Consider the following 17314-nt stretch of genomic DNA (forward strand, 5'->3'; position numbering starts at 1 on the left):
GTGATTATGGAGATATAGCACGAATGGAGCTCTGGTAAAAAGTACCTGACCATGGATGGAGCTGAATAGGTGAAATCAGAGGGTAAACTGGAAATTACAGACGAATTGTTGCTTTATCTTTTCATTGTTGATAAAATCAACACTGTGAAAAATTAATCAAGGAGTGGAGCTGTGTACAGAATACTTTTAACACTTATGCTTGCAGCTGCATTATTAGGTGTATCGAACGCGGCAATAGCGGATATAGAGAGTGAACTAGTAACTTACCGCATTGTAACGGAAGATTCAGAAGAAATCCGCGAGGAAACTAACGCGGTTTCCCCAAATGATGTTATCGAATATGAGCTGCGTTACACGAATGTATCTGAACGCCCAATAACAGGGTTGCGTATTGTAGGCCATATTCCAACCGAAACAACTTATATAGCTAACTCTGCAAGCGCTTCAATTATGACCTCTCTTGAGGTGAGTATTGATGGCGGGACTTCTTTTGCAGCTGAGCCTCTGATTGTTACAGATAGCTCTGGCACGCAAACAGAAATATCTGCGGATGAATACACTCAAATTCGGTGGAATTCCTTAGTTGGAATTCAACCCGGAGAAACACACGTATTTACATATCGCGTAGTGGTGAACTAATTGCTAACGGTTTGTTGTGTGTATTAGAGAGCGAATTGGTAGTTCTATTCGCTCAAAATAGTAACAGCCCTTGGTGCTAAGCGCTTTCGTGAAAAATAGGGAAATAAATTATGACGAACTTTAAGTCCAACAGCTCTCACGTTGGAAGATTTGTTCTTGCTTTAGGTGTGCTTTTGTTAATGCTTGTTGCACAAGCATCTGCAATGGCAGCTACGCCTGCGGGAACCGATATTCGAAACAGAGCTACCGTTACTTATGAGGATGTTAACGGTAATCAATACTCGGCTCAATCAAATGAATCAATTGTTACGGTAGCTGAAGTATATTCAGCAACAATTGAAAACGATAGCAACCTGAATGGTGCACCAGGGCAAACGGTTTACTTTAGCCATACCCTTGTAAATACAGGTAACGCAATCGATACCTTTAACCTCTCTGGTTTTGCTGGGTCTGATGCAGCAACTCCGGGTGCAGCCTACAGCGTGTATCTGGACCAGAACGGTAATGGTTTGCCAGATGCGGGCGAATCTATTGTTACTCAAGTTACGTTAAACCCAAATCAGCAAGTACAGCTGATTCTTGCTGTGCCTGTTCCTGCGGCAGCAACGCTAGGTACACAAATAGATTCCACTATACTTGTGCAATCTGTTGGCGGTGGTGCGGGTGTGGTTCTCGATATCGGAACGAACAGCGATGCTGGTACTTATGATTCAGATAGCGATGGTACACCTGATGGTAACGATAGCCTAAACAACGTAGTTACGGTTACTACGGATGCCGTTTTAGTTGCAACTAAAACAGCGGTAGTAAACGCAGCCACTAACACTGTTCGCTATACCTTACAAGTAGCTAATACGGGTGGGAATACGGCTGAGAATGTAAATATATTCGATACTATTCCGACTAATAGTAGCTTTGTGGAAGTAAATGCAATTAATGGTTTGTTAGCATCTAATGGCGATACATTCCGTGATGCCGCCGGCGTTGATACGGCAATACCAAGCGATCCTACTACTATTGTGCTAACCGAAGTTGATGAGCCTGCGGGCATTGATATGAACGGTAACGGTATATCGGGTGAAACTGCGGTTGATGGTATTTTCTTCAACAATGCTTCGATGGCTCCGGGTACTACGGTATCAATTACTTTCACAGTATCATTTGACCCAACGGCAGTTAGTGCAGGTTCACAAATTCGTAACGTGTTTGTTGCGCAAGGTGATACTGATGGCGGTGGTACTCCAAATGATCCGGTACCTTCGAATAGCACAACAACTACTGTAGGCCAAATCTACACGGTTGATGTATCGGATACTGGTGATGCAGCGGACGACGATGGCTCAGTTAACGATATCGCGCGTCAAGATACTGCTGGTGCTGGTTCTACTGTTGGTTTTGCTAACGTGATTACCAACAATGGTAACGGTACAGACATTATCGATTTTGAACTTTTGAACGACGCAGGTGCGGCTTATGCCGGCGCTACTGCGCTTCCTGCGGGTGCGCAAGTGTTCCCTGCGGGTACACAGTTCTCATTCTGGAACGAAGCAGGAACAGTGCAGTTAACCGATACCAATGGTAACGGCCGTGCTGATACTGGCGAGCTGGCTCCAGGCGCAAGTTTACGTATCCAAGTAAAAGCACAACTGCCGGCTGGATTTTCTGGTACCGGACCTTTTGTTGCGACTATGCGTGCTACATCAGCAAACGATCCTTCGGCCACTCCAGCCAGTAACACTAAACTTGAAGTTTTAGGTCAAATCTCAGCTCCAACAGTGGATTTGGCAAACAGCTATAGTGTTGATCTTGTTGATGCTGGCGTGGATGCTGATGCATTTAGTGCAACTACACCAATCACGACAGAAACCGCACAGGTTGGTGGTACAGCCACGTTCCCATTGTTCTTAGCGAACAACTCGGGTAATTCGCAATCGTTTTTCTTACAGTCAACTTTGCCTGCGGGATGGTCGGTAACTTTCCGTGAGTTGGGTATTGATTCGAACGGCGATGGCGTTATTAACAATGCTGCAAATGCCGGGAATACGGTTTCTTCTTCACCGGCATTGCCAGGTGGCGCGGTTTATCACTATGAAGCAGTTGTACAAGTATCTGCAGTGGTATCGCAATCACTTGCTGAGTTTACAGGTGCTGTGGGTGGTGTGAACGGTGATGATATTGGTGGTGCGTATCCGATAATTTTCACGGTTGCCTCTACTTCTGATGGCGCTGTTACCGATACCAAGCTTGATGCGGTTGATGTTACGGCTAATCGGAATATTGATGTAACTCCGGATGGTGCGAACCAAATTCAACCGGGCGGTAATGTAACGTATTCACACATAATCGCAAACATTGGTAACTCAACAGAAGCACTTGAAATTACAGGCCAAAATAGCTTGGCTGCCGATGGTTGGTCGAACAACACGCAGTTGTTTGTTGATACCACCGGCAATGGCGAACCTGATGCTTGGGTGCAGATTAATAACCTAGTTACAGGTACTGTATTTGCTCGTTCACCTTCTGGCACGATTATGCAGATTGAGGTTGATAATAGTGGTGCAAACCCTGTAATCACCTTAGAGCCTGCACAGCGTTTAGATGTACGTGTAATTGTGTATGCTCCAGCGGCAGCACCAGCTGGCAATATCGATCAGTTTACTCTAACTGCTTCGAATGCCAACGTTACAGGCACAGCAATAGATAGTTCTGAAGTTATTGTTGGTCGTCAGTTGCGTTTGCAAAAATCAGCTTTCGTTGACACGAGCTGTGCATGTGCAGGTGGATCGCCAACTTGGCCAGCTGATAACTTGTTTGAAGCAAATCCAAGTGGAACGGTATTACCAGAGCAGTGCATTGTTTGGCGCTTAACAACGGTGAACGAAGGTAGTGCAGCAGCGCAAAACGTTGTGATTTCTGATGCAACAACTGCCTTTACAACCTTCCAGAATGCTCGTGATGCAATTCGTTTATCTGATGGTAATGCTGTACCTAATAGTGGTACAGCTCCTGAAGTTAATTGGAATGTAGGTAACTTGCCTTCGGGTGACCAAGCCACAGCTCAATTCTGTGTAGTGGTTAATTAATACTTAAAGCCGTTGTGCGCGCTGTGTGAATACAGTGTGTGCAACGGCTTTATTTTTTAATGCGCTCTTGGAACGAGAGCTTATTAAAAAATAAGAAATAAAAAACTAAAATTATAACTTTGTTACCTGGATGGTACAGGCATGTGGAAAGTAGCAACCTACACGTTTTATGCTTTATTGCTGTTGGCAAGCTTTGCAGTGGATGCAAATACGCCACCGAATACTGCAATATACAATCAAGCGCACGCTTCTTATTATGACGAAGAGTTTGGCATTACTCATGAAGTGATTTCGAATACTTCGCGAGTGATGGTTGGACATAGCTATAGTTTTATTCTTGATGACGAGAAGATAAAATATGTTGCCCCCGCGCAGCAAGTTCATTTTGACCACATTGTTACCAACACTGGAAACTCTATTGATAGCTACACGCTTTTGTTTGAAAACCTTGAAGGTGATGATGGCGAATTAGTAAATTTACGTGCTTACCATGACGTGAATGCTAACGGTGTTGTGGATGCTGGCGAACCAGAAATTAGTTCTATTCAAAATCTTGAACCTGACGCTAGTGTTAATATCGTTGTACTCGGTAACACGCGAGCTAATCAACGGAATAATGATGAAATCGATATATTAGTGACGGTAACATCGCAGCATGATGCGAGCGATGTTAAAGCAGTTACCGATAAAGCGATTGTTCGTGAAGGTGCGATTTTTACTTTAAATAAATTCTCTCACCAGCAATGTGAAGCGCCATTAACGGCCGGAGAGTTGATTCATTACAGCATTGAATTTTCTAATACAGGCACCTCACTTCCAAGCCCGCGGACGATTTCACTTGACGGTGTGCCTTATCAAGGCGTTGTGTTGGAGGATAAAATTCCAGCAAATACTTTCCTACTTCCTAATCAAGATTTAGATGTTTCACCTATTCAAGCTATTCCATTGGTGCGCTTGAGTGGCTCTGAATCGCAAAACTGGCAGCCATACGAGAGTTGGGATGGCACGGTTCCCGCCGTGAGTTTTGGATTGCTTATTCCGGTTGCGAACGTGCAGCCTAACCAATCGGGTAGTGTTTCTTTTGCGGTTCAAATAGAGCCCGGTGTTTCTAATAACACAATGATATACAACCAAGCTGAAATTGACTTTTCGGGTACGAACAGTGACATTTTATTTTCGAATCGAGTGTGTAACTCAGTAGCCGCCCAGAATGTACCCGAGATTCGTTTTCAATCTGCTCGGCCAGAAATGGTGGCAAGTGGGCAGGTGAAACATAGTAATGATGCTCACTTTATGGATACCAGCATATATTCGATGCCCGGTGAGCAAAGTTATGATGCGTTGCTGGATGGTGTTTTTCTTCGATTAGTAGCCTCTCAACTAAATCGGGATCTTGATAAACACGATTTCGTTCACGAAAATGGCGTTGAACTTTTATTAGCACGGGTTGAATCACAGCTGAGTGGTGATTCGGTTCAAGTAGTCATGAAAGAAACTGAACGGAATTCAGGTGTATTTAGAAGCTTGCAACCATTGGTTCTTAGCGGTATTCGTACAGCCGATGGTGAAATATGTTCGAGCAGTGCAACTGCCGCATCGGCTTTCGAATTCACATCTACTACTACTACCAACGAAGTTCTAGGCCAAGGTTGTTATTTGAACAGCGCTTTTGGCGATATTCTGAATGTTACGTTTGATGTGCCAGTTGAACAGGCTGCTGGCTTTGGCCAACGCATGATTCGCGTTTCTGATGTTGCTGCAGTTGAACCTTCGGGGCGTGTTTTTGATACGTCTTCGGGGAAAGCGGTTAATGGCGCACTGGTAAGCTTGTTTCAATCGAAGCAAGTGTTCTCGAATGCAGGCCCTAGTGCATGTGCATCGCTTACTGCGGAAGACTTTGAACCTGCTCGAGATCGATTTACTGGTGAGGTAATTCCTGCGTTCGATAGTGGGAGCATGAACCGAAGTGGGAATTCCGATGGATTGTACAGTTTTGCGCGTGCGGCAACAGACCATTGCTATTACATTGGTGTAACTCCGCCTGATGGCTATGAGTTTCCATCAAGTGTTTCACCTATTTCCTTACGCGCATTTTCTTCAAACTTAGGCGAGCATTCTTATGGCTTAATTGGTTACCTCGGTGACGGTGGTAGATTACAGCCTGTTGGCGACGGAATGACCACTACCAACGAACAAGGGGACTCAAAAGGGGCTTTTTCTCTTGGTTTAGCTTGGTTTCCTGATATTCCATTAGACCCTGAAGATTCACTTGTGGCGGGTGAATTGTTTCTAGAGAAAACGGTAGATACCGAAGTTATTGCTGCTGGTGATTATGTGTCTTATCGATTGAGTATTAGCAACTCAAGCGCTGTTCCGTTGTTAGGTTTCCGCATCGTTGATAAGCCTGCTTACGGGCTTCGCTACGAATCAGGGACCGCTCGAATGACAGTAGGGAACGGTGTGGCGATAGAGTTACCAGATCCCGTTCGTGATGAGGGCGGTTATTTAGTGTTTCCTCGAATACGTGATGAAAACGGGGCGAATTTATTATTGGAGCCAGGTGCTACGCTTGATATTACGTATGTAATGCGCGCGTCGGTAGCTGTAAATAATGGTCGATTAGTTAACCAAGCCAATGTAACTGCTCGTAACGAGGGTGGCTTTTTATTTACATCAAATGAAGCAGAAGCTTCAGTGACGGTTCGGAACGAGGGAGTTTTATCTGATCGCGGTATTATATTTGGTAAGGTGTTTGTAGATACTACGTGCTCAAGTACTCAGGAGCTCGGTGAGTGGGTTATTCCTGGTGTACGTTTGTATCTACAAGATGGAACATGGGTAGTAACCGACGAAGATGGCATGTTTAGTATTCACGGTTTACGCCCAGGTTTAAAAACACTTGCTGTCGACCCTGCCACAATGCCGGCTGGCGTTACTTTAAAACCGATCACAACACGTCACGCAGGAGATGGAACAAGCCGGTTCGTTGATTTAGTACCCGGAGAAATGCATCGAGCTGATTTTGCCATTGCGTGCCCTGATGCTCGGAATATCGTTCGTGTGCGGGCGGATATTGAAGCGCGTAGAGAAAACGCAAATAGTGAGTGGGTTTACGATAGTATTCTCGCCAATGATCCTCTGCGCAACAGAGCTGCTGGAACACGTATTCGAAGTGCCGGTGCTGGTGGTGATTTAGGTAGTGGCTTTTACGATGAAACGTTGAGCCGTGGTTTGGACCCGATGCGGTCTGCTGAGCGCGAGACGCCACAAACTTCAATAGCTGAAGGGCAACTCACTTCACCGTTGGCCGATGCTCCTGAGATGCTTGAATCTGTTGATCAAGCTCGTATTATTACCAGTGAACAAGCAACAGCAGGCGTGGTACTGTGGCCTGAAAACGGCGTTAGCCGCGATGGCCGTTTGCAGGTTGTTGTGCAAGCGGGCGTTACACCAGAGTTGACTATTAATGGCAAGGCAGTAGCGAAAGAGCAGCTCGGTGAGCAAATCGAAAATATTTCTGAGCAAGGGCAAGTTGTAACTTGGTATGGCTTGCAGTTTACGCCAGGCGAGAACCATGTTGTTGTTCAAGCGGTAGACCCCTTTGGTAATTTACGCACGCTTATTGATACTATGATTGTGCGCCCGGGATCGGCAAAAGCCCTGCAGTTAACCGCTCAGGATGAACCGTTTTTTGCTGATGGCGGCACAACTCGTATGCCGATTACAATTGAGCTGTTTGATAGTGAGGGCTATCACGCAAGTGGTTCTAATGTAGTTACTTTATTAGGTAATGATTTACGTTTTGCGGAAGCGGATTTGCAACCGGATACCATGGGCCAACAGGTACGCATAGTTGATGGGAAAGGGACTATTCATCTACTTAGCTCTTTTCAAACAGGCTCTCGAGATGTGCATGCTCGCTTTAACGATTTGAACGACAGTATTGCGGTGCAGCAAATAACACCAGTCCGCGAACTTTTCGCTACGGGTTATATTTCAGCGAAAAAAGTTTGGGGTGATTTTACCAATAATGGTGATGTTCCAGCCGATATTGAATCAATCGAACAAGAACAATCGGGTTTAGAGAGCGGTATGTTTGTAACGGGCTCTGTAGGTGAACGTACAACCCTAACGTTGGCTTTTGATAGCGAACGCGCATTGAGTGATGAAGAAGAGATACGCCGTGATCTTAACCCTGGTGATTATTATCCGGTTTCTGGTGATGCATCTATTCGTGGGTATGATGCAAAAAGCCAAAGCCGTGTGTATGCTCGTGTAGAACGTGGTGCGAGTTCGTTACTTTGGGGCGATTTTGTTACTGATGCGAATACGGATTTCCAAGATGTTGGGCGTATTCAGCAAATTCTAACGGGGGCCAATCTCACTTTTGATAATCAAACGACTCGGCTTCAGTTGTTTGGTGCGAAAGTTGATTATCAGCAAGTAACTGAAGAAATTCGGGGTAACGGTACGGCATTGTTGTACCAAACTTCAGCGCCGCCAGTTCGTGAATCTGAAATTATAGAATTTATTGTTCGCGATAGAAATAATCCTGGATTAGTTATAGAGACACGGCCGCTGCGCCGAGGCGTTGATTACTCGATAAATTATTTCACGGGTGATTTACGTTTCTTTGATGTCATTCCCTCAGTTGACGATGAGTTCAACCCTGTATTTTTACGTATTACCTACAATGTTGATGGTAGCAGTGTGGATTACGATGTGTATGGTGCGCGCTTGCAGCATAAGCTTTCTGATTCTTTGACCCTAAGCGGCAGCTTCACTGAGAACTCACATGATATTGACGGTTATAGTTTATCGAGTGTTACTTCGCTTTATGAATTGGGGAATCGCACGCGTGCTTTTGCTTCATACGGGCGGATGCAAAATCTAATTGATGAAGATGGCGATGCTTTGAGCGTTGGTTTGCAACACCAATGGGAAAACGGCAGCTTTACTGATATTCGTTGGGCTCGCGCTAATGATGGCTTCCGTAATCCTACCTCAGGTATTGGTGAAGCTAGAGAAGAACTGCGCGCTGAACATGAACAGCAAATTTCTTCACGAACTTCTGCTCGATTTGAAGCTCGAAAAACACAAGATTTGAGCACTGATGCAGAACAAAGTAGCGTTGCTTTTCTCGCGCTACGCCAGTTTGATAATGTTCGGGCTACCGTAGGTTCGCGTGCTATTGAGCAGCGGGATACTGACGGGGATGATCGTTTTGGCACTTATATTTTAGGTCTGGCGAGTGGTTTTGATGTGTTTGGTAAACCGCTAACGCTTGGTGCGGAATATGAGCAAGCGTTTAGCGACTCAAGTAAGCAACGGATAGCCGCAGATGCTGATCTGGCGATTACGCAGAATACAGGTTTTTATGCTCGTTATGAGTTCTTGAATAGCATTGCGGGAATGAATCAAATTACCTCGGATGTAGAAACGGAGCAGTTTGTTGCGGGTGTTCGTACGCGGGCATTTAGTAATACCGACCTATTCTCTGAATACCGCTTGCGTGGTGCCCAAGATGGGCAGGACGTAGCGTTAGCGAATGGTGTTCGTTCTGCCTTTGAAATCGAACCAGGGTTAACTTGGAGCCCGTCGGTGGAATGGATTCGGGTACTTGATGGTAATGAGAGCCAAGCCGCTACGGCATATTCTTTAGGTTTCGAGGATATTCGGTCGGCGAATCGGCGAACGCTTGGACGAGTTGAAACTCGGTTCGGTAACGGCCGCCGTTATTACGGTGTTTCCTTGGCCAATATTTGGCGTATTTCGCAGAATTGGTCAGGTGTGATTCGGAATGATATGCGGGTTCAATATTCTGATACAGAATCACGAAATGGCGATCATATTGTAACGCTTGGTTTTGCTCGTCGGCCTCGACTCGATAACAAGCATCATTCAATGTTCATGTATCAATGGCGTAAACATTGGGGCGGCGATTTAGGGCCAGATCGCGTTGCTCATGTATTAAGCAATCACCATAACTTGGAATTGAAAGCCGATCTTGTGCTGTCGGGCCGAATTGGTGGTAAGTGGCAATCATTTGAGCAAAATGATTTAGCGCTAAGCAATGCTATTTATATTGCTGATGGTCGGGTTATTTGGGGTGTGACTCGGCGTTTAGATATCGATGTTCGCGCTGGTATTATGAGTGCTCGTGATGAGAATGAGCAACGCTTTAGTTATGGAATAAGCGCTAACTATTTGATTAGAAAGAATCTGCGTATGGGTGTTGGTTATAATGTACGTGGCTTTAAAGATAATGATTTAGATCCTGAAGGCTATAATGCGCAAGGCCTCCATATTGGCTTGGATTATAAAATTAGCGCTGATGATTTTGCCTGGATTGGCAATACAGCTGCCGGCATACGTTCGTTTATTGGAGCAAACTAATGAAAAAGAAACCATTATTGAGCATGTTATTTCTTGTGGGGGCTTTATCAGGTTGCGCCAGTATGGATGAACTGTATGCTGATTACGATTTAATGTGTGAAGCACCCCAAGCGCCTTTTAATTCTGTGGTGGTAGTAAACTCCATGATAGAGGAGATTACCACGCGTTGGGAGCCTGCGGTCTATTTTGGCTTTGATAGGGGCGAGTTAAACGATGCTGAGAAGCTGCGCTTACAGCCAAACTTAGACATCATGGCAGCGAACCCGGAGTACAAAATCAGTATGCAGGCGTTTACCGACCAGTTAGGTAATGCTGATTATAACTTGAGTTTAGCCAATGAAAGGTTACAAGCAGTGATCCGTTACTTTACTGAAAACGGAGTTTCACGAGATCGTATGGTGACAGGATCGGCAGGTCAGGAAATGTTGCTTTCAACGGATGACAATGTGTCTGAACGAGTTTACAACCGCCGTGTAGAACTGATGCTTTTAGATTCAAACGGGCGTCCGTTATCGCTACGAGTAGTTCAAGATGCAGATGAAGAGGCGTTTGTTGCGCCGGAACCAATTCGATAGGGGAAGTTGAGTGGCGATGCAAATAACAAGGTGGTTTTTCACAACTATATTGGTTGTATTATTCAGTGGGCTATCCTATTCCGCGGTAGCGGACGTAGTACCCGCTGGTACGGTAATTAAAAACCAAGCATCGGCAACATACCGTACTTGCATCGACGACTCATGCTCTCAGGCCACTGAAGAGCGGAGTATTACGTCTAATATAGTTGAAACTTTAATTCAGGGAGTGCCTGCATTTGAGTTTTTAACTGATCAACGCTTACCTGCTATTTCTGATCGACCGGTATACTTTGCACACACAATTTCGAATATTGGTAATGTTGCTGATAGATATCAGATTTGTGTGAGCGCGGTGGATGCTCAAGTTTCAGAGTGGCGCGTTTATGCTGATACTGATCTGGATGGCAGGCCTGACCCGGGTCAAATTTTATTGAGTAGTGATGATGGCAGCGCATGTTTACCCAACCTCACAAACTCAATAGATCCAAGTGAAACTTGGGGTTTAGTGATTGAAGTGATTGCGAATGGGGCTGCTGGCTCGGTTTTACTTTCTGCCATAGAACTTGAAGCAACTAGCTCTGATGACAATACCTTAAACCAAACGGTAGTTGATAGTGTTGAATTTATTGAAGGGCCTCTAATCGAGGTTTTGAAATCAATGCCTGTGCGTGTTGGAGGTTCCCCCAGTGGCCCTTATACGGTGCGTTTAGCGTATCGAAATGTTTCTAATTTCACAGCCTCGTCGGTGGTATTGGAAGATATTTTACCGACAACTTTTTTTGATGGACAAGGCCAACCGCAAACCGGTGGGTTTGAGTATGTGCCTGGTTCTGGCCGCTGGAGCCAAACGGGTAATACCGCTTTAACTGATGACGATGATGGCGTCGAGGGGGGAGGAACCGAACCCGCTTCCTATTGTGCATATGATGGCACAGCTGCAAATGTAGATTGTCAGGATAGAGTGCGGTTTGAATTAGCAACGTTACCGCCTGGTGGCGAAGGTTATATCGAATTTGCTGTACAGGTTGTTGGCGGTATTTCGACTGGTGGACGGATACTGAATATTGCAGGGTATTATTATAACAATGAAGACAATACCGTTGTGTATGCGCAAAGCGGTTCAGGGCCTGTAGGTGGCGCAATAACCCCGTTTGATACCAACGTAGTACCTTTTCAAATAAAATCATCCGCCACTGCTCCAAGCGTGGTTGTGAACGATAGCTCTACTGATATAAACATCGGTGTGGATGATAGTTTGGATTCGGGAAATCGCGTTGAGATCGCGGCAGCTGGGCAAGGCGCGGTGATTCGTTTTACTAACTATATTTGGAACACAGGTGATGGTGTTGATACCTTTGATTTAAATGTTGATCGGGCACTGAACCGCGTTGGCGCTAGCTTAGCAAACCCATTTCCTGATAACGCCATTGTACGTGTGTTACAAGCAGATGGCGCAACGCCTTTGTTGGATACTTCGAACAGTGGCCGAGTAGATACCGGCCCTATACCTTTGCCTAATTTTGATACCGGTGCGTGTTCTGGCCGTTTTGTTACGAGCGCAGACAATACCCGTTGTGGTTTACCTGTAGTTGTTGAAGTGGAATTGCAGGCCGATGCAGTAGGTGGCCCTTATGAACTGACGTTAGCAGCTACCTCTAATGTTGATACTACTGTAACCAATGCGGTAAGTAATATCTTACTTTCTGTGGTACCGGCAACGGTTGATATCACGAATAATTTGCCGCTGAGTGCTGGAAGCGCGCCTGGTGCAGGTGTAGGCCCGGAACCAACTGCAGTAACCACGATTTCATTAATACCGGGTAATACTGGAACGTTTACCTTGTATGTGAATAACACAGGTGATCGTCAAGACCAATATCAACTCGCTGCAAGTAACACTAACTTTGCGGCTGGTACTCTATATCCTGGGTGGCTCGTGAGTTTTTATCGCGATGGTGGGGCTGGGGATTGTACATCTCTGAGTAACGCGATTGATGTAACTGATATTATTCCAGCGGGCTCAGCCCAGTTGGTTTGTGCGCATGTGCAAACGGCTGCAAATGCTGAGGTTGATGTATATGATCTGTATTTTCGTGCGTCATCGTTGTTGAGTGCCGCACAAGATATTAAATTGGATGCGGTAGAAATACTCGGCGCGCCTGATATTTCATTTTCCCCAGATCAATTTAACCAAGTTGTTCCGGGTTCTAGTGTTAGTTATACCCATCAGATTAAAAACACAGGAACTGTACCGCTTTCGAGTATTCAACTCACAGCAACGCCACAGGCTGAAGATGACAATGGTTGGGCTGTATTGGTGTATGAAGATGATGGTAACGGCGTTTGGGGTCCAGAAGATGAAACAATACCTTTAGGTGGCGTTTTAGGAACTGATAATGGAGATGAAATTCTTTTACCTGGCGAATCAATTACCGTGCATGTACGAGTTTTTGCTCCTGCCTCGGCGGTGCTTGGGGATATTAATGTTAAAACGATTACGCTCACTACTACTGTAGGCACGGATACCTTAGAACGTTCGGTTACTGATAGTACATCAACGAGCCAAGGAAACACGCTTATCTTAAAAGAGCAAGCCTTGGATAGTAATTGTGATGGTGTTCCTGATGGCCCGCTGGCCTGCACGGGTGATAGCTGCTTTAGCACTAGTGTTTTCCCGGTGCACCCAGGGCAATGTGTTCTGTATCGTTTAACGGCTCGAAATCAAAGTGCTGAGCCGGTATTTAATGTACTGATTAACGACCGAACTCAAGCTTATACCACTTATTTCCAGACGGCCCTTAATTGCAGTAGCCCAAGTGGTTCCTGTAATGCGGATGTAACGACACCGAATGATGGTGGTGTTGGCGATATTCAGGCAGATATCGGTGTATTGCAGGCCGGTGAGCAGGCCATACTCATTTTCGGATTGAGAGTGCGCTAAAAATGAAAAAAAAATCAGTTAAAGCCGCGGTTCTTGCTGCTGGATCAATATCGTTGTTATCGGCTGTACATGCAGCAGACATTAATGCGTTGTTCAATACACCTGCGGGCAGGGCGCAAATGGCTAATGCTCTTTTGGGACCTGCAGAATTTAGCGATGTTATCATTGAGAACTTGGTTGTTGAGCACGGGTTAACCGATTCAGGTAATGTTAACCGACAGCAAATAGGTTTTGTCCAGAATGCAGGGCCTTCGATTGGTATTACCCAAGGTATTTTGCTTGCTACCGGTTCTGTGAATGACATAGCTAGCCCAGCGAGCTTTTTCCTTGATCAAGCACTAGGCACGAGTGCTAATACCTTGCTTTCAAGTGTGGTGCAATCAACAGCCACGAACGACCCTGTGGTTATTTCTTTTGACGTAACCCCAGAACGGGACCGACTCAACCTTACTCTTGTATTTGGTTCTGAAGAATACCCTGATTATGCGTGTTCTCAGTTTAATGATGCCTTTGGTATTTTCATCGAGGGTGGTGAATTTACAACGGCCAAGAATATGGCCATAGAACCAGGTAGTGGTACAACGATTACTATCAATAATATCAACGGTTCTACAATTGGCGAACCTAACCCGAGTGGGTCGGGAACATGTGGTAGTGCTCTTTTCTATAGGCAGAATTTACTCGCAACGCCTGCTGGAACCGATATCGCGTTGAACGGGTTTACCTCGCCAATAACGGTTGCTGAGCCGGTTACCCCAGGGGAAACGTATCGGGTTTCGTTAATTATTGCTGATGCCTTGGATGGGCGATTTGACAGTGCCGCGTTTTTTGGGTTGCTCTCCAGTACTTGGAGTTTTGATGTTGATTTATCGCTTGATGTTGAAGTTTCGGGGGGCTTTATTGATGGAACGCCTTCATTTGAGTTCGGCCAAGAAGCGGTATTTGAATTAGTAGTAGAAAACCAAGGGCCCGCAGGTTCAGGCGCAGTTCAGGTAGAGTTCCCTTTTCCTTCCGATTTATTCAACTTCACCGAAGCTGTGGGCGAGGGTAGTTACGATGCAGGTACAGGATTATGGACTATTGGCTTTCTTCCTGCGAATGAAACACGGACTATTGAGATTAAAGGGATAGCAAACGCTCCAGGCTCTCGGGCTTTGTTTACGGAAATTATTTCGGGTACGGGGGAAGATCCAAATTCACGGCCAGGTAACGGCCCACGGACACCTGTGGAAGATGATGAAGCTACGATAAATCTGCAAGTTATTGAATCACCAGAAGTATGCCCAACGGGAACCGATATTACTGGCTCTGGCTTAGCTAGTTCTGGTTCCGGAGCGTTTTTAAGCACTATGTATTGGTTAGATTGGGGCTGCGGCACTCTTGATGAATTTAATCCGGGTGATTGGGTTTCGAAGCGTTGGGAATTTGGGAATGTAGAAATTCGCGCCTTGTTGGGGAATATTACTGCGCCACTGCAGCCTTATGTTTCCGGCACTTGGGCTGGCGATGCGTTTCAAATTGCGTATTCGGGAGTGAATCCGGTAGGTTTGGCGAATTTATCAGGAACAGGCCACTCTTTTGATATTGTTTGGGAAAAGCGCGTTAATGGTGTTCAAGTACCAATGGATTTGGTAGTGGTAGATGCCGAAAGTACGAATGCTGGTGAGCAGTTAGTAATGCGCTCGAATGGCGCCCCGTGGGAGTTAATTGAAGTTTCTCCTGGTGCTGATATAAGTATGGCGTGGGAGCTTGCTGGCCAACAAATTCGGGTAGCGCCTGCTGGTAGTGGTGGTGGTTCGTTTTTAGCGGTAACAAGTGATGTTTCTTTTACCTCGCAGCAGTTGATAGATCCCGGAATACAAGCTATCGGTTTTGGTGTTCCGGTACAGATTGATTTTGGCGACTTGCCCGCATCATACCCTGATAGTGGTGGCCATTATCTTCGTTATGAGGCTACTGCGGGCGGTAAACCAAGTACCGCAACACCTATAACATCGATTTCTCAGGCATCATGGCAGCCGCAAGCGGATACACCGTTTATCGGGGCTGTTCGACCTAGCCCTCGGCTTGGGCCAACAAATTCTGCGAATGCGGATGCTCACGTTGAAGATGAAGGCGTGTTATTACCTGCTCGTTTTGTTCCGGGAGAACAGACGACAATCAGTATTGAAGTAGATGAGGCAACTGTAGGTTCAGGTTACCTCCAAGGGTGGATAGATTGGAACCAAGATGGTTCATTTAACGGCATTGGCGAGCATGTTGTGATCAACCTGCGAGATAATGGTGCTGCGGATACTAATCCGGTAAATGGTATCATTACTGTTCAGGTATTCGTACCGCCGAATGCTCAACTGGGGAACACGTTTGCCCGCTTCCGTTTTTCGAGTGAGCAAGATATCCCGTTTTCGGACCAGTTAGCGCTTGATGGCGAAATTGAAGATTATGAGATAAATATTGGTTTCGAGCCTGATGGCGCAACGCTTCGCGGTATGGTTTTCAATGATAATGGCACAGGATCAGGCACGGCTCATAATGGCTTAATTGATGGTTCTGAAGTAGGCGTTGCGGGGGCGTTGGTGCGGGCATTTGCTGGCGTTACCGCTCCAGGTGAATGTAATACATCGGCTCCCGAGCTTGCGCGAACGGTTACTGCGGGTGATGGCAGTTGGCAATTGAAATTTGATATTGCTGATTCTGGTAACCAAGCTTGTATCTTGGTGCAACCGGCGGGTGGCGTTTTCTTGGTTAGTGAAGATGCGGGCACGGGCATTGTTGATTCGGCTGTCGCCGACGATGGGCAAATGAGTTTTGTGGTGCCCTCGGCGATCACGGTTTGGGAAGATATTAATTTTGGTGTTGTGCCTAAATCTGTGCTTGAGCCGGATAACCAAGGTGTTTCTGAGCCGGGCTCGTCTATCAATTATTATCATCGTTATAAAGCACAAACTTCAGGTGTTGTAGATTTCTCCGCTACTGTGGAGGCGCAATCGCCAAATACGTTAGATTGGGCGCAAACGCTGTATCAAGATCTATCGTGCTCGCAGAATGTTAGTGTGGGCGCGCCAATAACGAATATAAGCGTAGTGGCGGGTGATGAAATTTGTTTAGTACTGCGGGTATTTGTACCAGCAAATGCACCAGTTGGTGCGTTTCATCAAGTTCAGATTACTGCTGATAATGCGCTTTCGGGAACTGCGCGTGTGGATTCGGCTGTAGCTTTTGATAATACGGGTGTGCAGAGTGGGCGCTTACGGTTGGATAAGTTGGTGCGTAATATTGGTCCCGATGGTGTAAGCGGTACAGCCGATGATGTAGATACTGTAGGCTTATTGAGCAACCAGGCAAAGCCTTGTGATGTAATTCGCTACTCTGTTTTCTTTGCTAACGATGGGACAATGGATTTGGATGAGGTTGTAATTTACGACCAAGTACCAGCCTTCACTGAGCTTGCTCAGCCAATTTCCTGTCCGGGAACGCTGCCGAGTGGTATATCGGCTTGCCAAGTTGCAACTCCAAATGGAGCGAATGCTCAAGGATACGAAGGCGGATTGCAATGGCAGTTTACGGGGCAGTTGGGCCCAGGCGAGACCGGTGAGCTTAGCTTCGATGTTCGTGTGAAAGGCTTGCTTCCAAATACGGTTGGGGCGAGCTGCTCGGCATTATAGAAAATGGGGTCGTTG

At 45.9% G+C, this 17314-nt stretch carries 6 protein-coding genes; all 6 read left to right on the forward strand.

The genetic code is table 11. The annotated features are described in order from the left end of the window. The first annotated feature begins 171 nt into the window (after positions 1–171). The 6 genes from CWB65_RS06750 to CWB65_RS06775 all read left to right on the forward strand — a co-directional run bounded on the left by CWB65_RS06750 (position 172) and on the right by CWB65_RS06775 (position 17299). Complete coding sequence (locus tag CWB65_RS06750; RefSeq protein WP_138740233.1) at positions 172–639, forward strand: hypothetical protein; 468 nt, start codon at positions 172–174, stop codon at positions 637–639. 110 nt (positions 640–749) lie between these two features. After that, positions 750–3722 (forward strand): beta strand repeat-containing protein, encoded by a 2973-nt coding sequence (locus CWB65_RS06755; protein WP_138740234.1) that lies wholly within the window; start codon positions 750–752, stop codon positions 3720–3722. Positions 3723–3863: 141 nt separating this feature from the next. Next, positions 3864–10118 carry a DUF11 domain-containing protein gene (locus tag CWB65_RS06760; RefSeq protein WP_055022193.1) on the forward strand — a complete coding sequence of 2085 codons (6255 nt, stop codon included), beginning with the start codon at positions 3864–3866 and terminating at the stop codon, positions 10116–10118. Beyond that, complete coding sequence (locus CWB65_RS06765; RefSeq protein ID WP_055022194.1) at positions 10118–10693, forward strand: OmpA family protein; 576 nt, start codon at positions 10118–10120, stop codon at positions 10691–10693. Before CWB65_RS06760 ends, CWB65_RS06765 begins: the two co-directional genes overlap by 1 nt. Before the next feature lie 10 nt (positions 10694–10703). After that, positions 10704–13634 carry a COG1470 family protein gene (locus CWB65_RS06770; RefSeq protein WP_138740235.1) on the forward strand — a complete coding sequence of 977 codons (2931 nt, stop codon included), beginning with the start codon at positions 10704–10706 and terminating at the stop codon, positions 13632–13634. Between the two features lie 2 nt (positions 13635–13636). After that, positions 13637–17299: a CshA/CshB family fibrillar adhesin-related protein gene (locus CWB65_RS06775; RefSeq protein ID WP_138740236.1), complete on the forward strand. Its 3663-nt coding sequence runs from the start codon at positions 13637–13639 to the stop codon at positions 17297–17299. The last annotated feature ends 15 nt before the right edge of the window (positions 17300–17314 follow it).

This window comes from Pseudoalteromonas sp. S554 (genome assembly GCF_005930865.1).
GTDB lineage: Bacteria > Pseudomonadota > Gammaproteobacteria > Enterobacterales > Alteromonadaceae > Pseudoalteromonas > Pseudoalteromonas marina.